Raw genomic sequence first — 19,708 nt, 5'->3', positions numbered from 1 at the left:
GCGCCTTCCCTCACATTGCACGCCGCCTTCGGGACCTTCGCGATGATCAAGACCCTGTTGCTGATCCTGGGCGGCCTGGCGGCCGCGGTGGTGCTGGCCGGCTTCGTCGGCTGGCTGTTGTTGCGCGGACCCGACATTCCCTACGAGACGCTCGAGGCCAAGTACGCCACGCCCGCCTCGCACTATGCCGACCTGCCCGGCGGCGTGCGCCTGCACTACAAGGACGAGGGAAAGGCCGACGGGCCGGTGCTGGTGCTGGTCCACGGCTTCGGCGACTCGCACTTCTCCTGGGAGGGCTGGGTCGCGCGGCTGGGCGACCGCTACCGGATCATCACCGTCGACCTGCCGGGCCATGGCCTGACCCGCGCCCCGGCCGGCTATGTCGCCACCGCCGACGGCTTCGCCGACCTGATCGACGCCCTGGCCACCAAGCTGGCCCTGCCCAGGTTCGCCATCGCCGGCAACTCGATGGGCGGCGGCGTCGCCTGGCAGACGGCGGTGCGCTATCCCGACCGCCTGGACGCCCTGGTCCTGGCCGACGCCGCCGGCTGGCCGGCGCAGACGCTGAAGAAGCCGCCGCTGGCTTTCAAGCTGCTGAAATATTCCTGGGGCCGGGCCTTCCTGCGCTCGATCGACAACAAGCCGCTGATCCGCACGGGCCTGCGCGGCGAGGTCGGCGATCCGGCCGTGATCACCGACGCCTTCATCGACCGCTGGGCCGAACTGCAGCGCGCGCCGGGCCACCGCGCCATCCTGATGTCGATCCAGCCGGGCAAGCACAGCCAGGCGACCAAGGAAGCCCTCTCGACCATCAAGGTCCCGACCCTGGTGCTGTGGGGCGAGGTCGATCCGCTGATCGAAGTGGCCAGCGCCCACAAGTTCGCCGAGGCCATCCCCGGCGCGCAGTTGATCGTCTATCCCAAGGTCGGCCACCTGCCGCAGGTCGAGATCCCGCAACGCTCGGCCGACGACGTGGCGGCGTTCTTGGCGGCGCACGCCAAGACCTGAATTTAACCGCTCATCCCGGCATTCGCCGGGATGAGCGGAACGGGGTGGTGAGCCCCAGAGCATTCTCTAGAGTACCCCCATGCGCGTCGACTTCCTGGGTAATCCCGTCTCCGTCACCACCGACGCCGCGCTGGCGGCGGTGAACGACTTCGTCGACGGCTTCCTGGCCTACGAGACCCGGGCGGCGAACGTGCTGGCGGCGGCCGGGGCCGATCCGGAGAGCGCCCTGCTCAACGCCTATGCCGGCGTGCTGTGGCTGCTGTTGGAATCGCCCGAAGGTCCCGGCCGCGCCGCGCCCTATCTCGCCAGGGCCCGGGCCGCGCGGGTCCGCGCCCATCCGCGCGAGCAGGCCGTCGTCGACTTCGCGACCGCCTGGGCCGAGGACAACATCCCCCAGGCGCTGGAGATCGCCGACCAGGTCCTGGCCGCCTGGCCGCGCGACCTGCTGATCCTCAAGCTGCGCCAGTACCACGACTTCAATCGCGGCGACTTCCCCGCCATGCTGCGCGCCGCTGCCTCGGTCGCCGAAGCCAACGCCGACGTCGCCTACTGGCACGGCATGCTGGCCTTCGCCTACGAGCAGTGCCACCTGCTGGACGAGGCCGAGGCCTCCGCCCGACGGGCGCTTGAGTTGAAGCGTAAGGAGCCCTGGGCCCAACACGCCCTGGCCCATGTGATGCTCACCCAGGGCCGCATCGACGAGGGCGCGGCCTTCCTCGAAGGCGTGCGCGACACCTGGACGGGCCTCAACTCGTTCATGGACACCCATCTGTGGTGGCATCTGGCCCTGTTCCACCTGAGCCAGGGCCGGTTCGACGATGCGTTGGACGCCTACGACCAGCACTGCTGGACGCAGGAGAAGGACTACTCCCAAGACCAGGTCGGCGCTGTATCGCTACTGGCCCGTCTTGAACTGGCGGGCGTCGAGGTCGGCGATCGCTGGACTGACGTCGCCGAGCACCTGGCCAAGCGCGGCGAGGACGTGGTCCAGCCGTTCCTGACCCTGCAATACCTCTACGGCCTGGCGCGGGCCGGCCGGGCCGAGGCCCAACCCTTGCTGGAGGCCGTCCGCCGGATGGCCGTCGAGGCGCCGGACTTCACGCGCGAAGCCTGGCGCGACGCCGCCCTGCCCGCCGCCGAGGGCCTGGTCGCCTATGCACGCGGCGACTTCGAAGCCGCCGTGCGCGGCCTGCGCATCGTCCTGCCCCGGTTGATCGAGGTCGGCGGCAGCCATGCCCAGCGCGATTTCTTCGAGCAGATCGCCCTTGACGCGGTCATCCGCTCCGGCCGGCTGTCCGAGGCCCAGCAGGCGCTGGAGCTGCGGCGCGGCTTCGATCCCGACGGCGTGCCGGTCAACCGAGCGCTGGCGCAGGTCTATGACCGCCTGGGTCTGCCGGACGAAGCGGCCAAGGCCCATGCCCGCGTGGCGCGGCGACTGGCGGCCCTGGCGTGAGGCTTCCCACCTTCGTCGGCGCGCTCCTCGCCGCCCTGGCCCTGCTCCTGGCGGGCGCGGCCAGCCCGGCCCTGGCCAAGGACAGCCTGACCCTGGCCCTGCAGCTGGAGCCGCCGAACCTCGACCCGACCTCCGGCGCGGCCGTCGCCACCGACGAGGTGGTCTACGCCAACATCTTCGAGGGCCTGGTGCGGCTGGATGCGGCGGGCGCGGTCAAGCCGCTGCTGGCGACGTACTGGGAGATCGCGTCCGACGGCCTGACCTACACCTTCCACCTGCGGGGCGGCGTGCGTTTCCAGGACGGCACGCCGTTCGATGCGGGCATCGTCAAGTTCAGCCTGGAGCGCGCCCTGGCGCCCGGCTCGACCAATGTCCAGAAACAGGCGCTGAGCGTCATCAGCCAGGTCGAGGTCGTCGATCCGCGCACCGTGCGCCTGCATCTGGCGCGGGCCGACAGCAACCTGATCTACGTGCTGGCCTGGGGCGACGCGGTGATGGTCTCGCCCAAATCGGCGAGTTCGCTGGCCACCGCGCCAGTCGGCACCGGGCCGTTCAGGTTCTCCGGCTGGCGGCGCGGCGACGCGGTGACCCTGGTCCGCAACGACGCCTACTGGGGCAAGCCGGCGCGGCTGCGGCAGGTGGTGTTCAAGTTCATCGCCGATCCGGCGGCGGCCTTCGCGGCGATCCGTGGCCACGACGTCGACGCCTTCGCCGACTATCCCGCGCCCGAGAACCTGGCCCAGTTGCGCAAGGATCCAACGCTGAAAGTGATCTCGGCCTCCAGCGAGGGCGAGGTGATCCTGGCGATCAACAACCGCAACGGCCCGCTGGCCGACGTGCGGGTGCGCCAGGCCATCCAGCATGCCCTGGACCGGCGGGCGATCATCGACGGGGCGATGTACGGCTACGGCACGCCGATCGGCAGCCACTTCCCGCCGCAGAACGCCGCCTATGTCGACCTGACCGGCCTCTACCCCCACGACGTCGCCAGGGCCAAGGCGCTGCTGGCCCAGGCCGGCTATCCGAACGGCTTTTCCCTGACGATGAAGCTGCCGCCGCCCAACTACGCCCGCCGCAGCGGCGAGATCGCCGCCTCGCAACTGGCGGCCGTCGGTATCAAGGTGAAGATCGAGAACCTGGAATGGGCCCAGTGGCTGGACCAGGTGTTCGGCCGTCACGCCTTCAACCTGACCGTGGTCAGCCACGCCGAGCCGATGGACTACGACATCTACGACCGGCCCGACTACTATTTCGGCTACCAAAACGCCGAGTTCCACGCCCTGATGACGGCGCTGAAGGCCACCACCGACGAGGCCCAGCGCGCGGCGATCCTCGGCCAGATCCAGCGCAGGATCGCCGGCGACGCGGTCAACGGCTTCCTGTTCCAGTTCCCCCGCCTGGGCGTGTTCGACGCGCGGCTGAAGGACTTCTGGGTCAATTCGCCGACCCTGACGGTGGACCTGCACACCGCCTATTTCGACACGCCGGACGGCGCGGTCGGCCCCGCCGAGGTCGTCAAATCCGGCGGAAGCGGCGCCATCCTCGGCGTCGTCGCCATCCTGGCGGTCGCCGCCGGCTTCGTGGCGCTGCTGGCCCGGTTCGGGGCGGCCTATCTGGGCGGCCGGGCCGGGTCGATGGCCCTGACCCTGCTGGCGGCCAGCGTGGTGGTGTTCGCCATCATCCAGGTCGTGCCCGGCGACCCGGCCGCCTACATGCTGGGCCTCAACGCCAATCCCGAAGCGGTGGCCAATCTGCGCCACCAGATGGGCCTGGAGGGCGCCGTACCGCAGCGCTACCTCGCCTGGCTGCTGGGCATGCTGCATGGCGATTTCGGCCTCAGCTACACCTACCAGACGCCGGTGGCGGGGCTGGTCGCCGAGCGCCTGGCCGTCTCCCTGCCCCTGGCGGCGGCGGCCATGGTGCTGTCGGTGGCCATCGGCGCGCCGATCGGGGCCCTGGCGGCGGCGCGACGCGGCGGACCGGCCGACACTGTGGTGATGGGCCTGACCCAGGTGGGCGTCGCCATCCCCAACTTCTGGTTCGCCGTCCTGCTGGTCATGGCCTTCTCGACCGGCCTGCGCTGGTTCACGGCCGGCGGCTTTCCGGGCTGGGACGCCGGGCTGTGGCCGGCGCTCAAGGCCCTGACCCTGCCCTCCCTGGCCCTGGCCGTGCCCCAGGCGGCGATCATCGCCCGGGTCACCCGCTCGGCCCTGATCGACACCCTGGGCGAGGACTACATGCGCACCGCCCGCGCCAAGGGGCTGTCGCGCGGCCAGGCCCTGTGGCGGCACGGCCTGCCCAACGCCCTGATCCCGCTGCTGACCATCCTGGGCCTGCAGTTCCCCTATCTGTTGGCCGGGAGCGTGATCATCGAGAACGTCTTCTTCCTGCCGGGGCTGGGACGCCTGGTGCTGCAAGCCATCACCCAGCGCGACCTGATCGTCGTCCAGGGCGTGGTCATGCTGCTGGTCTTCGCCGTGGTGGCGACCACCTTCCTGATCGACGTGGCCTATGTGCTGGTCGATCCTCGGCTTCGCGGGAAGCGCGGGTCATGAGCGCCCCTCGCCATTCCGCCAGCCTGGCCGTGGGGGCCGCGATCAGCGCGGTCTTCGTGGTCGCTGCCCTGGGCTCTCTGGCCTGGACGCCCTACGACGTCGCGACCTTCGACATCGCCCATCGCCTGCGAGGACCGTCGGCCGGCCATTGGTTCGGCGCCGACCACTTCGGCCGCGACACCCTGTCGATGATCCTGGTCGGGGCGCGCAACGCCCTGGCCGTGTCGCTGGTGGCGGTGCTGTTGGGCGCCGGGGTCGGCGTGCCCGCGGGCCTGCTGGCGGCGGCGCGGCGCGGCTGGATCGACGAGTTGGTGATGCGGAGCAACGACGTGGTTTTCGCCTTCCCGTCGCTGATCCTGGCGATCCTGCTCACCGCCGTGCTTGGCCCGGGCGCGATCAATGCGGTGATCGCCATCGGGGTGTTCAATATCCCCGTCTTCGCCCGCCTGACCCGCGGCTCGGCCCTGTCGCTGTGGACCCGCGACTACGTGCTGGCGGCGCGGACGGCGGGCAAGGGGACGGCGCGGATCTCGTTCGAACACATCCTGCCGGGCCTGTTCAGCATCCTGATCGTCCAGGCCACCCTGCAGTTCTCGTTGGGGATCATCGCCGAGGCGGGGCTGTCCTATGTCGGCCTGGGCGTGCAGCCGCCGGCCGCCAGCTGGGGCAAGATGCTGGCCGACGCCCAGACCCTGATCGGCGTCGCGCCCCTGCAGGCGATCTTCCCGGGCCTGGCCATCGTCGTCACCGTGCTGGGCCTGAACCTGCTGGGCGACGGCCTGCGCGACCGGCTCGACCCGCGCCTGGACGAGGAGCGCTGAGATGGCCCTGCTGGAGATCGAGAACCTGCGAGTGACGATCGGCGCAACGCCGATCCTGAACGGCCTGTCGCTGTCGCTGGAGCCCGGCCAGGTGCTGGGCGTGGTCGGCGAGTCCGGCTCGGGCAAGTCGATGACCGCCCTGTCGATCCTGGGATTGTCGCCGCAGGGCGCTCAGACGACCGGCGCGATCCGTTTCGACGACCAGGACCTGACGCGCCTGTCCGAAACCGAGCTTTGCGGCGTGCGCGGCGCCAGGATCGGCATGGTGTTCCAGGAGCCGATGACGGCCCTCAATCCGGTGATGACCATTGGCGACCAGGTGGCCGAGGTCGTGCGGCTTCACCAGGGCGGCTCGCGGGCCAAAGCCCTGGAGATCGCGCGACAGGCACTGGAGCGGGTCGGCCTGCCCGCCGAGCGCTTCCCGCTGGGCCGCTATCCGCACGAACTGTCGGGCGGCCAGCGCCAGCGCGTGGCCATCGCCATCGCCATCGTGCTCTCGCCCCGGCTGATCATCGCCGACGAGCCGACCACCGCCCTGGACGTCACCACCCAGGCCCAGATCCTGGAGTTGCTGCGCCGCCTGGTGCGGGAGGACGGCGCGGCGCTGATCCTGGTCAGCCATGACCTGGCCGTGGTGGCCGGGCTCGCCGACCATGTGGCGGTGATGAAGGATGGCCGGATCGTCGAGACCGGCGAGACCAGCGCGCTGTTCTCGGAACTGAAGCATCCCTACACTCGCGCCCTGGCCGCCGACGCGACGCGCGTTCCCGTCCGGCGGGGCCACCCCGCGTCCTCGGCCCAGCCCGTGCTGGAGGCCGAAAATGTCGTCCGGGACTATCCTGGGCCGCGCCGCTTCCTCCGCGCGACCATCCCGTTCCGCGCGGTGTCCGAGGTCAGCCTGGCGATCCGGCCCGGCGAGATCGTCGGCCTGGTCGGCGAGTCCGGATGCGGCAAGTCCACCCTGCTGCGCACACTGCTGGCGCTGGAGACGCCGCAGGGCGGACAGGTCCGGCTGTCGGGCCAGCCGTTCTCGCCCGCCTCGCCCCGGGCCCTGCGCCGCCACATCCAGGTGGTGTTCCAGGACCCCCACGGCAGCTTCGACCCGCGCTGGACCGTGGAACGGCTGGTCGCCGAGCCCCTGCACCTGCTGAACGACAGGCCCTCGCCCGCCGACCGCCGCCGCAAGGTCGAGGCGGCGCTGGCCAAGGTCGGCCTGCCGGCCCAGGCCGCCGACCGTCATCCCCACCAGTTCTCGGGCGGCCAGCGCCAGCGCATCGCCATCGCCCGCGCCCTCATCGTCGAGCCCTCGGTCATCGCCCTGGACGAGGCCGTCTCGGCCCTCGACGTCACCGTGCGCGCCGAAGTGCTGGACCTGCTGGCCGGGCTGTCGGACGAACTGGGCCTGGCCTATCTGTTCGTCTCGCACGACATGGGCGTGGTGCGCGGCCTGACCGACCGGGTGCTGGTGATGAAGGCCGGCCGGATCATCGAGGAAGGCCCGACGGCCGAGGTCTTCGCCAATCCCCAGCATCCGTACACGGCGCAACTGATCGCCGCGACGCCGGACCTCGACCGGGCCCTGGCGGCGCGGGGCTAACCCGCGGCCAGATAGACCCCGCGCGCTATGGCCCGGGCCAGGCAGTCGCCGGCCGCCGAGCCGATGCGCGCGATGCGGCGCAGGCGCTCGTCCTGGCCCAGGTCGATCTCGCCCGAGGCCACCGCGAACACCACGTCGCCGTCGAAGGGCGTGTGGGCGGGGCGCACGGCGCGGGACAGGCCGTCCTGGGCCATCATCGCCACGCGCTTGCACTCGGCGGCGGTCAGGGCGGCGTTGACCGCGACCACGGCCAGGGTGGTGTTGGCGCCCGGCGTCAGCCGGCCCTGGCCGGCCAGGCGCGAGGCGTCGGGCATCGGCTCGACCGCCCCGGCCGGACCGCTGGGCGTGCGGCCGCCGAATTCGCCGTCGATCTCGAACGGCCAGGCCCAGAACGTCTCGCCGTCGGGCATATAGACCGAGCCGACCGGATTGACCGCCGCCAGGGCCCCGACCACCAGGCCGTCGCCCAGGTCCAGCGAGGCCGAGCCGAGCCCGCCCTTGACCAGGCCCGCCATCGCGCCCCGCCCGGCCCCCACCGAGCCCAGGGCGAAGTCCTGGCCCGCCGCGCCGGCCGCTTCAACGCCCAGGCGCCGATAGGGAGGGTCCACGCCCCACGCCTTGTCGCCGCCGTTGGCCAGGTCATAGAGCACGGCGCCCGGCACGATCGGCACGGTCGGCGCGCCCGGTCGGACGCTGAAACCCTCCCCCGCCCGCGAAAGCGCCGCCACCACGCCGTCGGCGGCGCCCAGGCCGAATACCGAACCGCCCGACAACACCACGGCGTGGGCCTTGGCGTAGCCGTTCTCCGGCGCCAGGGTCTCGCTCTCGCGCACCCCGGGACCACCGCCGCGCACGTCGACGCCGGCGCTCCAGCCACCCGGGCACAGCAGCACCGTGACGCCGCTGCGCAGGGCCTCGTCCGTGGCGTTGCCCACGTCCAGGCCCGGAACGTCGGTGATCAGGTTGCGGGGACCGGGACGATACAAGGCGGGCGTTCCTTACAGACTCGACGAACCACGACTTTTAACCGACCCGCGCACTGCTTACGCGCAAAACCGTCTTCGCGATGGCCCGGCGTTCTGTAGGCTCGCGTCGTTCGAGTCCTGCTTACCGGAGTCCCCATGTCCGAACTCGCGGATCTGACCGCCGTCGACCTGCTGACGCTGTACCGCGACAAGACCGCCTCGCCGGTGGACGTGGTCGGCGCCGTGCTGGCGCGGATCGAGACCCTGGAGCCGGTGCTCAACGCCACCTGGGCGCTGGACCCCAAAGGCGCGATGGCCGAGGCGCGGGCCTCGGAAGCGCGGTGGGCGCGCGGCGAACCAGCCGGCCCGCTCGACGGCGTGCCGGTGACCATCAAGGAGCTGATCGCCACCCGCGGCGTGGCCAAGCCGCTGGGTTCGGCGGCGACCGAGCTGCGCCCCGAACCGGCCGACGCGCCGCCCGCCGCCCGTCTGCGCGAGGCCGGGGCGGTGATCCTCGGCAAGACCACCTCGCCCGACTTCGGCATGCTGTCGTCGGGCCTATCGAGCTTCCACAAGCTGTCGCGCAACCCCTGGGACGTCAGCAAGACGCCCGGCGGGTCGAGCGCCGGGGCCGGGACGGCCGCCGCCGCCGGCTATGGCCCGTTGCACCTGGGCACCGACATCGGCGGCTCGATCCGCCTGCCCGCCGGCTGGTGCGGGATCTACGGCCTCAAGCCCAGCAACGGCCGCATCCCCATCGACCCGCCCTATATCGGCCGCGTCGCCGGACCGATGACCCGCACCGTCGCCGACTCCGCCCTGATGATGAGCGTGCTGTCCGCCCCCGACTGGCGCGACCACATGAGCCTGCCGCCCGTCGACCTCGACTGGATGGACCTGGACATCGACCTCGCCGGCCTGCGCATCGGCCTGATGCTCGAGGCCGGGGCCGGCCTGCCCGCCGAGCCGGAGGTGGTCGCGGCCGTCGTCGCGGCGGCGACGCTGCTGGAGGCCGCCGGCGCCGTCGTCGAGCCGTTCGCGCCGTTCCTGACCCGCGAGATGCTCGACGGCCTGGACCTGTTCTGGCGCACGCGGTCCTGGAGCGACCTGCGCGACCTGCCGCCAGAGAAGGCCGCTTTGGTGCTGCCCTATATCGAGACCTGGGCGCGCGCCGCCGAGGGCGCTGACGGGGTGTCGGTCTATCGAGGCTTCAACCAGATCCAGAGGATCCGTGAAGCGGGAGCCAAGGCTTTCCAGCCCTACGACTTCGTGCTGTCGCCGACCGCGCCGATGCCGGCCTTCGCGGCGGAACTGCCCTCCCCGACCAACGACCCCGCCCGGCCGTTCGAACACATCGGCTTTACCGTGCCGTTCAACATGACCGAACAACCGGCGGCCTCGATCAATTGCGGCTACACCGCGCAGGGCCTGCCGATCGGCCTGCAGATCGTCGGCCGCCGGTTCGACGACCTGGGCGTGCTGAGGCTGTCGCGCGCCTACGAACGCCTGCGCCCCGCCCAGCGCGCCTGGCCGACCGTCCCGACCGGCGAAGCCTGAATCGGGCAAAACGGCCGGCGGGCGCCTCCGTGCGTGCAGGACGACGCAAATCCCAGCGTCCTCCGCCAGGGTCGCGTTGATTCCGGCCACGAGGCCGCCACATGGTCCCCTCGCCGCAACGGCTGGTCGGGATCGAGGTCCAGGTGAAGCAGAGCCGCGCTGAAATCGTCGCCTTCGTCGGCAGCCAGATCCTGCCGCACGAAGCCGACGTGCGCGCCTGGCTGCGGCGGACAGGCAGTCTCGCCGCAGACGTCGACGACATCGTGCAGGAGACCTATTGCCGGCTGGCCGCCCTGGAGACGGTGTCCCATATCGCCAGCGGCAGGGCCTACTTCTTCCGGACCGCGCGCAACATCGCCATCGAGCGGATTCGCCGCGCGCGCATCGTTCGCATCGACTGCGTCACGGAAATCGACGCGCTGAACGTCGTAGATGATGAGCCCTCGCCCGAACGTGTCGTCGCCGGACGACGCGAACTGCGCCGGGTCCAGGCCCTGATCGAAGGATTGCCCGAGCGTTGTCGCCAGATCTTCACCCTGCGCCGGATCCACGGCCTCTCGCAGCGCGAGGTGGCGACGCGCCTGGGCGTGACCGAGAATGTCGTCGAGGCCCAGGCGATGCGGGGCTTGCGTTTAATACTGCGCGCCTTATCGGAGACGTCCGCGCAAGATCATCCATCAGCCGACAAGGGTCATGACCGCGTTCCAGTCCGCAAAAGAGATCGATGACGAGGCGGCCGATTGGGCCGCTCGCATCGATGGGCGCGGTCTGGAGGCGGAGCGGGATCCCCGCCTGCAAGCCTGGCTGGCCGGCGATCCGCGTCGCGCCGGCGCGTTCCTGCGCGCCCAGGCCGCCATCAGCTTCCTGGATCGCGGGCGGGCCCTGGCCGGGGCTGACGAGACTGCCGCCCTCGACGCGGCCGAGCGCCCCAGCCGCCGGGCGTTGTTCGCGGGCGCGGGCGGGGCGTGCGCCGCCGCCCTGGTCGGCGGCGCGACGTTCTGGGCCACGCGGTCGCAACGCCTCGACACCCGGCTGGGCGAAATCCGGCGGGTGCCCCTGGCCGACGGTTCGCTGGTGGCGATCAACACCAGGACCGCCCTCGACGTGGCCCTGAAGGCCCGGACCCGCCAGATCACCCTGCGTCGCGGCGAGGCCTGGTTCCAGGTCGCCAAGGACGCCGAGCGCCCGTTCGTGGTCTCGGCCGGTCGCGTACGGGTGCGCGCGGTCGGCACGGCCTTCTCGGTGCGACGCGGCGACGACGGCGTCGACGTCATGGTCACCGAGGGCGTGGTCGAGACCTGGATCGAAGGACAGGACGGGCCGCGTCGGCGCGTGGCGGCCGGCAACGGCGTGGTGCTGGCCAGCACGGCCACGCCGGTCATGGCCAAGTCCCCCGCGGAAATCGAACGCAGCCTGGCCTGGCGCAACGGCGAGATCGCCCTCGACGGCGAGAGCCTCGGCGACGCGGCCAGCCAGTTCAACCGCTACAACAGCCGCCAGATCGTCATCGACGACCCGCGACTGGCCCAGGAACGCTTCGTCGGCCTGTTCCGGACCAATGAGCCCGAAAGCTTCGCCGCGGCCGTCGCGGCCACCATCGGCGCCAAGATCGAGGAGGACGAGCACGTCATCCGCCTCAGTCGCGATCGATTATCGTGAGATCGAATTCGACCACCCATAGTGAGCGAAGAGCATAATACTTATTTCGTTCGACGATATGAGCAAATCTTACTTCAGAGACATTTTATATACATTGAGACGTGCTCAATAAGACTGAACCTTCCCACGGGATAAACCCTGGGGAATGACGATGAAGAACTCGACGGACGCGCTCGTGCGCGCCAGTGGCATATCGATCCCGACCTCATCCGACGCCACGCACGCGAAAAGGGCGCCGGGTTCCCCGGATGGCGCAAAAGCGGGCGTCTCGGGCCGTAGGCGGAACAATCATCCGATCTTTCCCCGGAAAACCGACCGGCGCCCCTCGTCCTATCAGAAGGCCGCGCTTGGCGGCCCTCGGATCGATGGGGGATTGTCGATGATCGAGTGGACGAACCGTTCCGTGAAGCGGAAGCTGTGCGCGGCGGCGGCCATATGGGCCTTGAGCGCCGGGGTGGCTTTCGCCCAAGCCATGCCGTTCCGGATCGACTCCCAGCCGGCGGCCACCGGCATCCCACAGTTCGCCCGCCAGGCCGGGGTGCAGATCCTGATCCACGCCGACGCCGTACAGGGCAAGCGCACCGCGACGGTGCGAGGCGCGCTATCGGTGCCCGACGCCCTGGACCAACTGCTGGCCGGAACCGGCCTGGTCGTGGTGTCCAACGACGGCAAGACCATCATCCTGGCCCCGCCCCGCACCGGTCTGGTCAAGGCGCGCTGGTCCTCCGGCGGGGGCGACGCGCCGGTCGCGGCCGCGGCCCCGGAACCCGCGCCGGAGCCCGAAGCCCCCAGCATCATCGAGGAGGTGATCGTCACCGGCACGCGCTCGACCTCGCGCACGGTGACCGAGAGCATGGCGCCGATCGACGTGATCTCGGCCGCCGAACTGACCAAGAGCGGCAAGCAGTCGACCCGCGACCTGATCTCCACCCTGGTGCCCTCGGCCAACACCTCCAACAGTGGGGCCGGGGCCAGCTTCGCGATCAAGACGGTGTCGCTGCGCGGCCTCAGCGCCGACCAGACCCTGGTGCTGGTCAACGGCAAGCGCCGGCACAACACCGCCATCCTGTTCGTCAACGGCGCCACCCAGAACGGCCAGTCGCCGCCCGACCTGGACCTGATTCCCTCGGCCTCGATCGAGCGCATCGAGGTGCTGCGTGACGGCGCGTCGGCGCAGTACGGCTCCGACGCCCTGGCCGGGGTGATCAATATCATCCTCAAGAAGAGCCCCGAGGGCGGCTCGATGTCGGCGCTGTACGGCAAGACCGCCGAGGGCGACGGCGAAACCGGCCAGATCTCCGGCAATTTCGGCATGAAGCTGGGCGAGGCCGGCTACCTGAACCTGACCGGCGACGTGCGGATCAACGACCTGACCGACCGCGGCGACAAGACCATCAACACCACCCAGCTGTACTTCCCGCTCAATGCGTCTGGTCAGCCGGTCAAGGTGGCGACGCCCGGCGCGACGCCCGATCCGCGCGAGGCGACGGCCAACCGCCACACCAGCCACCCCGGCTCGCCGGCCGTGCAGCTGTTCTCGCTGGGCTACAGCGCCGGGACGCCGATCACCGACGACATCGAGCTCTATTCGTTCGGCACCTTCGCCAGCCGCAACACCGCCGCCTGGCTGACCTTCCGCAACCCCAACGTGGTCAACAACATCACCGCCGTGACTCCGGACGGCTACACGCCGCGCCTGTTCCTCAAGGACCGCGACTTCCAGGTGGCGGTGGGCGCCAAGGGCACGGAACTGTTCGGCTTCGACTGGGACCTCAGCTCGACCTTCAGCCGCGACGACGTCGGCTATTACGAGAACTCGCTCAACGCCTCGATGGGCCCGGCCAGCCCGACCCGCTTCTATATCGGCACGCTGAAGTTCCAGGAGTGGACCACCAATTTCGACGTCACCCGCGAGTTGGCCACCGGGTGGTTCGCCAAGCCGCTGTTCCTGGCCGCCGGCCTGGAATATCGCGACGACCGGTTCCAGATCGAGGCGGGCGAACCGGCCTCCTACATCAACGGCGGCTATGTCGCGCCCGTCGGCGGCCCGCAGGCCGGGGTGGTGTTCGCGGGCGGCTCGCAGGGGGTGACCGGCTTCCCGCCGTTCTCGGCCGGGACCTTCACGCGCAACAACACCAGCGCCTATCTCAACGTCGAGCAGAGCCTGACCGACAAGTGGGAAGTCGCCCTGGCCGGGCGGTTCGAGCACTATTCGGACTTCGGAAACGCCAAGACCTTCAAGCTCTCCAGCCGCTACGCGGTCACGCCCTGGCTGGCGGTGCGCGGCACGGCCAGCACCGGGTTCCGGGCCCCGTCGCTGCAGCAGCAGCACTACGCCTCGTCCAGCACCATCGGCGTCATCGTGCCGCCGGCCACCACCACCCAGCTCTATCCGGTGCAACTGCTGCCGCCGGACAACCCGGCCGCCATCGCCCTGGGCGCCAAGCCGCTGGAGGCCGAGAAGTCGACCAACTATTCGGTCGGCCTGGTCGCCCGCCCCTTGCCGCGCCTGAACGTCACGCTCGACGTCTACGAGATCAAGATCGACAACCGCATCCTGCAGAGCGGCACGCTGGGTCCGAACGCGGCGGTCAGCGCGGCCCTGGCCAGCCAGAACCTCAATCCCCAGCAGGCGGCCTTCTACTACGGCAACTTCGCCGACACCTCGACGCGCGGGGTCGATTTCGTCGCCGACTACCGGACCGATTTCGGCGACTTCGGCTCGGTGCGCTGGACCTTCTCGGCCAACCACAACAAGAGCAAGTTCGACCGCATCGTCTCGCCGCCGCCGGCCCTGGCCGCCGCCGGGATCGTCTATATCGACCGGGTAAAGATCGGCGACCTGACGGTCGGCACGCCCAAGGACAAGTACATCCTCGGCGCCGACTGGACCCTGGGCAAGTTCGACACCAACCTGCGCTTGACCCGCTACGGCGAAGTCATCCAGCGGGTCACCAAGCCGACCAACCCCGCCATTCTACCGGCGGACGAGACTGTCAGCCCCAAGCTGATCGTCGACCTGGATCTCAGCTACGCGGCCACCGACAACATCACGCTCAGCGTTGGGGCCAACAACCTGCTGGACGCCTATCCCGACAGCGTTCGGGCTTCCAACCGCGGCACGCCCGCCTTCGCCTACTACAACCAGTACTCCCCCTACGGGATCAGCGGCGGGTTCTACTACGCCCGGGTCGCCGCGCGCTTCTAGGCTGTTGTTCGCCGGCCCGGGCTGCAAACCGGGCCGGCCCTTTTCTCGTGGGTTGAAGTGATGACCAAGGATTCCTCGAGCGGCGTCAGCCGTCGTCGGCTGTTCTCGCTGGGCGGCGGGGCGATCGCCGCCACCGGCGTCGTCGCCCTGGCGCCTCCCCTGGCCGAGGCCGCCGACACCGCGCCCGTCAACGACACCCGGTTCGCCACGGCGACCGAAGGCACCAACATCTGCGCCAGGGTCTCGCCCGACGGCGCGACGCTGGCCTTCGACGTCTACGCCATGCTGTGGCTGATGCCCGTGGCCGGCGGTCCGGCCCGGCGCCTGACCGACGACATCTTCGAGATCGCCCAGCCCGACTGGTCGCCTGACGGCAAGAGCCTGATCTTCCAGTCCTATCGCGACGGCAATTTCCATGTCTGGACCATCGGGGCCGACGGCGCCGGCCTCAAGCAGCTGACCCGCGGCGCCTTCGACTGCCGCGAGCCGCGCTATTCTCCCGACGGCCGCAAGATCGCCTTCTCGTCCGATCGCGGCGGCCGCTACGGCGTCCACGTCCTCGACCTGGCCAGCGGCGCGATCACCCCGTTCAGCAGCGGGCCGGGCGACGAGTTCGAGCCGTCGTGGTCGCCCGATGGCCAAAGCATCGCCTTCACGGTCGACAAGACGCGGATCGACGTCCAGGACGCCGCCGGCGCGCGCCGCACGGTCGGCAAGGTCAAGGCCTCGACCGACCGCTTCAACGCCGCCTCGGTGGCCAGCCCGGCCTTCACCCCGGACGGCGGCGACGTGATCTACACGGCGATCGAGGACGGCAAGGCCGAGCTGCGAAACGCGGCCGGCGCGGTGGTGCGGGGCGAGGACGTGTTTCCGTTCCGGGTGTCCTGGCTGCCTTCGGGTGAGTTCGTCTACACCGCCGACGGCAAGATCAAGCGGCGCAGCCCGACCTCGGGCGCGGTCCAGACGATCGCGTTCACCGTCACCGTGCCGGTGATCCGGCCCCGCTACGAGAAGAAGAGCCGCGACTTCCTGTCGGCCAAGGCCCGCCCCGTGGTCGGGATCGGCAGCCCCGCCCTGTCGCCGGACGGCAAGCAGATCGTGTTCCGGGCCCTCAACGACCTCTATCTGCTGCCGATCGGCGGCCGCGCCCAGGCTCTGACCCAGGACCGGTTCTCCAAGGTCGATCCAACCTGGTCGCCCGACGGCAAGACCCTGGCCTATTCGACCGACAAGGGCGGCAGCCTGGATATCTGGCTGCGCGACATGGCCACCGGCGAGAGCCGGCAGCTGACCCGGTTCGACGGCGCGGCGGTGTCGGGCGCCTGGTCGCGCGATGGCAAGTCGATCGCGTTCCTCGGCCAGAACGGCGGGCTGTTCGTCGCCGACGCGGCGACCGGCGAGACCCGGCGGCTCTACGCCGACATCTGGGAGCCGGGCAAGCCCAGTTGGGGTCCGGGCGACAAGACCATCGCCTATGCCGCCTTCAAGCCCTATTCGGCCCGGTTCCGCGAGGGGCTGAGCGAGATCCTCACCGTCGACGTCGAGACCGGCAAGGGGACCTATGCGCCGATCCTGCCGGACCGCTCGCTGGGCACGCGCGGCGACGACGGCCCGGCCTGGTCGCCGGACGGAAGCCGCCTGGCCTTCGTGTTCGCCAGCCGCCTGCACGTCGCCCCCGTCGACGCGGCCGGCAAGCTGACCGGGCCGCCCCGCGCCCTCAATGACGAGGTCACCGACGCGGTCAGCTGGAGCGGCGATTCCAAGGCTCTGCTCTATCTGTCGGCCGGCGAACTGAAGCTGATCCCGGCCGACGGCGGCGCGCCCCGGACCGTGCCTCATGGCCTGACCTGGGCCAATGTCCGGCCCAAGGGGAAGCTGCTGGTCCAGGCCGGCCGCCTGTGGGACGGCAAGTCGCCCGAGACGCGCCCGGACGCCGACGTGCTGATCGACGGTGGACGCATTGTCGGTGTCGGCAAACGCGGCAGCTTCACGGCGCCCGACGCCCAGGTCGTCGACGCCGCCAACTCGACGGTCATGCCAGGCCTGATCGACATGCACACCCATCGCCAGATGCAGGGCTATGGCTATGGCGACCGGGAGGGCCGACTGTGGCTGTCGCTGGGGGTGACCACCACCCGTTCGCCCGGCGGCCCGGCCTATCACACCGTCGAGGACCAGGAGGCCATCGAGTCCGGGGCCCGCGTGGGCCCGCGCTACTACGCCACCGGCGAGGCCATCGACGGCTCGCGGATCTTCTACAACTTCATGCGGCCGGTCACCGAGCCGGGCCAGATGGCGCTGGAGATGAAGCGGGTCGAAGCCCTGTCCTACGACCTGATCAAGACCTATGTCCGGCTGTCGGGCGAGCGCCAGAAGGAGGTGGTGGCCTGGGCGCACGCCAAGGGCCTGCCCCTGACCTCGCACTACCACTATCCGGCTCTGGGCCTGGGCATGGACGGCATGGAGCACCTGGGAGCGACCAGCCGCACCGGCTATTCGCGCACGGTCAGCGCCCTGGGCGTGACCTATCAGGACGTCACCGCCGCCTTCCTGGCCAGCCGCGCGGCCCGCACCCCGACCCTGTTCACCTCGACCGCCCTGCTGGCCGACGACCGCTCGCTGGTCGACGACCCGCGCATCCGGACGCTCTATCCGCCGTGGGAATATGCCCGGCTGCAGGAACGGGCCAAGCAGATGGCCGGCATGGACCGCACCACGATCCTGGCCTCGCTGCAGCGCAATGTCGCCGAGGTGGCGCGCACCGTGCGGGCCGGCGGCCGCATCGTCACCGGCACCGACTCGCCGATCGATTTCAACGCCGTCAGCCTGCACATGAACCTGCGAGCCATGGTCCGCTACGGCATGACGCCGTACGAGGCCCTGGTCACCGCCACCAGCGCCTCGGGCGAGTATCTGGACGAGCCGGTCGGGGTCATCGCGCCGGGCGCCTATGCCGACCTGGTGGTGGTCGATGGCGATCCCCTGGTTCACATCGAGGACGCCGCCAAGGTCGCCAAGGTGATCAAGCACGGCCAGGTCCACACCATCGCCGAACTGATCGCGCCCTTCGCGGGCCAGGCCGCCCACGCGGCCTTGGACGACCGCCGCCGGTTCGTTTGCGAGGCGCCGTCCGAATACTGGTGGCACGATCCGGCCTTTCTGGCGCACGCTCGCGCTTCCTGCTGCGACGGAGCCTGTGGTTTCGCGCCGGGCATGGGCGTTCAGGTCTAGCTTTCCTTCCATTCAAGATCGCTTGGGGACGACGATGGGCATTTCGCGACGCAATTTCCTGACGGCGGTCGGCTCGGCCGGCGGCTACAGCGCGCTCTACGCCACCATGATGGGGCTGGGCCTGTTGGCCGCGCCGCGCGCCTATGCGGGCGCGCCGAAGCTGCCGGCGGGCAGCGGTGCGGGCAAGTCGGTGGCCGTCCTCGGCGGAGGGATCGCCGGCCTGGTGGCCGCCTACGAACTGCGCAAGGCCGGCTACGCCGTGACCGTGCTCGAAGCCCGCGACCGTCCGGGCGGCCGCGCCTGGTCTGTGCGGTCAGGCTCGAAGATCATCCAGACCGGCCGGCCCGACCAGGTAGTCGACTGGGCCGAGGGCAAGCACGCCTACTTCAACGCCGGCCCCGCCCGCATCCCGCAATGGCACCACGCCATCCTTGGCTACTGCCAGGAGCTGGGCGTGCCGCTGGAGGTGATGGTCAACGCCAACCGTTCGGCCAAGCTTGACTTCGCCGGCCAGGTGGTCACCGAGGGCCGCGCGGTCAACGACACCCGCGGGGCCTTCACCGAACTGCTGGCCAAGGCCGTCGACAAGGGGGCGCTGGACCAGGAGCTGACCGGCGTCGATAAGCAGAAGCTGCTGGGCTACCTCTCGGCCTATGGCGACCTGGGCAAGGGCAACGTCTATGCCGGCTCGACCCGCGCCGGCTTCACCGCCTCGCCGGGCGGCTACGACCATCCGCCCAAGGGTGGCCCCCCGTTGCACATGGCCGACATGATGACGTCGCGGTTCTGGGGCGCCAGCCTGATCTTCGAGGAGATCATCGACATGCAGGCCACCATGCTGCAGCCGGTCGGCGGCATGGACCGGATTTCCTACGCGCTCTACGAGCAGGTCAAGCCGGCGGTGAAGTTCGAGACCGTGGTCAAGCAGCTGCGCAAGACCAGGAAGGGCGTGAGGATCGTCTATGCCGACGCGGCCGGCGAGCACGCCCTGGACGCTGACTTCTGCATCTGCACCATCCCCCTGCCCGTCCTGTCGAAGATCCCGTCCGACTTCTCGCCGCGCGTGAAGCAGGCGATCGCGGCGGCCGAGTACCATCACGGCACCAAGGTGGCCTGGGAGACCCGGCGGTTCTGGGAACAGGACGACTTCCAGTACGGCGGGCTGGGCTGGACCGACCAGGCCAACGAGCTGGTCTGGTATCCCAGCGGCGGCATCGGCGAGAAGACCGGCATCCTGGTCGGGGCCTATTCGATCGGCTTCTCCGGCCCCGACAGCCCGCCCAAATACGCGGGGATGTCGTTCGAGGACCGCTTCGCCCTGTCGCGCCAGGTGATCGAGAAGTTCCATCCCGGAAAGGGCCAGGAACTGGCCAAGCCCTTCACCGTCTCGTGGATGCAGACGCCCTACAACGAGGGCGTGGCGGTGGGCTGGAAAGAGGAGCAGCGCGCCACCGACTATGCCGAACTGTGCAAGCCCGACGGCCCCTTCTACTTCGCCGGCGAGCACATGAGCTACATCAACGCCTGGCAGGAGGGCGCGGCCCTGTCGTCGCACGAGGCCATCAAGCTGATCCAGGCGCGGGTCTCGGCGGCGTAGCTGGATCGACCCACATATCCGCTCATCCCGACTTTCGTCGGGATGAGCGGCGTTTTA

Annotated in this window: 12 protein-coding genes; 11 read left to right on the top strand and 1 reads right to left on the bottom strand. The window is 70.2% G+C overall.

Going from position 1 to position 19,708, the window contains the following annotated elements; genetic code table 11:
• The first annotated feature begins 42 nt into the window (after window positions 1–42).
• The 5 genes from ASD79_RS04845 to ASD79_RS04825 all read left to right on the top strand — a co-directional run bounded on the left by ASD79_RS04845 (window position 43) and on the right by ASD79_RS04825 (window position 7,434).
• On the top strand, window positions 43–1,008 hold the full coding sequence (locus ASD79_RS04845; RefSeq protein WP_082584820.1) for an alpha/beta fold hydrolase: 966 nt from the start codon (window positions 43–45) through the stop codon (window positions 1,006–1,008).
• Window positions 1,009–1,087: 79 nt separating this feature from the next.
• Window positions 1,088–2,461 carry a tetratricopeptide repeat protein gene (locus tag ASD79_RS04840; RefSeq protein ID WP_056719926.1) on the top strand — a complete coding sequence of 458 codons (1,374 nt, stop codon included), beginning with the start codon at window positions 1,088–1,090 and terminating at the stop codon, window positions 2,459–2,461.
• The gene (locus ASD79_RS04835; protein ID WP_056719925.1) at window positions 2,458–5,016 is read left to right on the top strand and encodes an ABC transporter substrate-binding protein; all 2,559 of its coding nucleotides are present in this window, start codon (window positions 2,458–2,460) and stop codon (window positions 5,014–5,016) included. The genes ASD79_RS04840 and ASD79_RS04835 overlap by 4 nt, the downstream gene beginning before the upstream one ends.
• On the top strand, window positions 5,013–5,837 hold the full coding sequence (locus tag ASD79_RS04830; RefSeq protein ID WP_056719924.1) for an ABC transporter permease: 825 nt from the start codon (window positions 5,013–5,015) through the stop codon (window positions 5,835–5,837). Before ASD79_RS04835 ends, ASD79_RS04830 begins: the two co-directional genes overlap by 4 nt.
• 1 nt (window position 5,838) lies before the next feature.
• Window positions 5,839–7,434 carry an ABC transporter ATP-binding protein gene (locus ASD79_RS04825; RefSeq protein ID WP_056719923.1) on the top strand — a complete coding sequence of 532 codons (1,596 nt, stop codon included), beginning with the start codon at window positions 5,839–5,841 and terminating at the stop codon, window positions 7,432–7,434.
• Here ASD79_RS04825 and ASD79_RS04820 read toward each other — a convergent pair.
• Window positions 7,431–8,420 (bottom strand): P1 family peptidase, encoded by a 990-nt coding sequence (locus tag ASD79_RS04820; protein ID WP_056719922.1) that lies wholly within the window; start codon window positions 8,418–8,420, stop codon window positions 7,431–7,433. The two genes, ASD79_RS04825 and ASD79_RS04820, sit on opposite strands and share 4 nt — an antisense overlap.
• A gap of 135 nt (window positions 8,421–8,555) precedes the next feature.
• Here ASD79_RS04820 and ASD79_RS04815 point away from each other — a divergent pair, with 135 nt between their 5' ends.
• The 6 genes from ASD79_RS04815 to ASD79_RS04790 all read left to right on the top strand — a co-directional run bounded on the left by ASD79_RS04815 (window position 8,556) and on the right by ASD79_RS04790 (window position 19,651).
• Complete coding sequence (locus tag ASD79_RS04815) at window positions 8,556–9,956, top strand: amidase (RefSeq protein WP_056719921.1); 1,401 nt, start codon at window positions 8,556–8,558, stop codon at window positions 9,954–9,956.
• 101 nt (window positions 9,957–10,057) lie between these two features.
• Window positions 10,058–10,684 (top strand): RNA polymerase sigma factor, encoded by a 627-nt coding sequence (locus ASD79_RS04810; RefSeq protein ID WP_082584811.1) that lies wholly within the window; start codon window positions 10,058–10,060, stop codon window positions 10,682–10,684.
• A complete protein-coding gene (locus ASD79_RS04805) occupies window positions 10,650–11,615 on the top strand; it encodes a FecR domain-containing protein (protein WP_056719920.1) in 966 nt (321 codons plus the stop codon). Before ASD79_RS04810 ends, ASD79_RS04805 begins: the two co-directional genes overlap by 35 nt.
• A gap of 454 nt (window positions 11,616–12,069) precedes the next feature.
• Window positions 12,070–14,823: a TonB-dependent receptor gene (locus tag ASD79_RS04800; protein WP_235524330.1), complete on the top strand. Its 2,754-nt coding sequence runs from the start codon at window positions 12,070–12,072 to the stop codon at window positions 14,821–14,823.
• Between the two features lie 60 nt (window positions 14,824–14,883).
• Window positions 14,884–18,054, top strand: a complete 3,171-nt coding sequence (locus ASD79_RS04795) for an amidohydrolase family protein (RefSeq protein ID WP_056719918.1) — start codon at window positions 14,884–14,886, stop codon at window positions 18,052–18,054.
• A 34-nt stretch (window positions 18,055–18,088) separates the two neighbouring features.
• A complete protein-coding gene (locus ASD79_RS04790) occupies window positions 18,089–19,651 on the top strand; it encodes an FAD-dependent oxidoreductase (protein WP_056719917.1) in 1,563 nt (520 codons plus the stop codon).
• Window positions 19,652–19,708: the final 57 nt, after the last annotated feature.

Origin of the sequence: Caulobacter sp. Root655 (assembly GCF_001427665.1) — a bacterium.
Taxonomy (GTDB): domain Bacteria; phylum Pseudomonadota; class Alphaproteobacteria; order Caulobacterales; family Caulobacteraceae; genus Caulobacter.
Note: the sequence above shows the minus strand (reverse complement) of the source record. Positions and strands in the feature narration are given on the sequence as shown.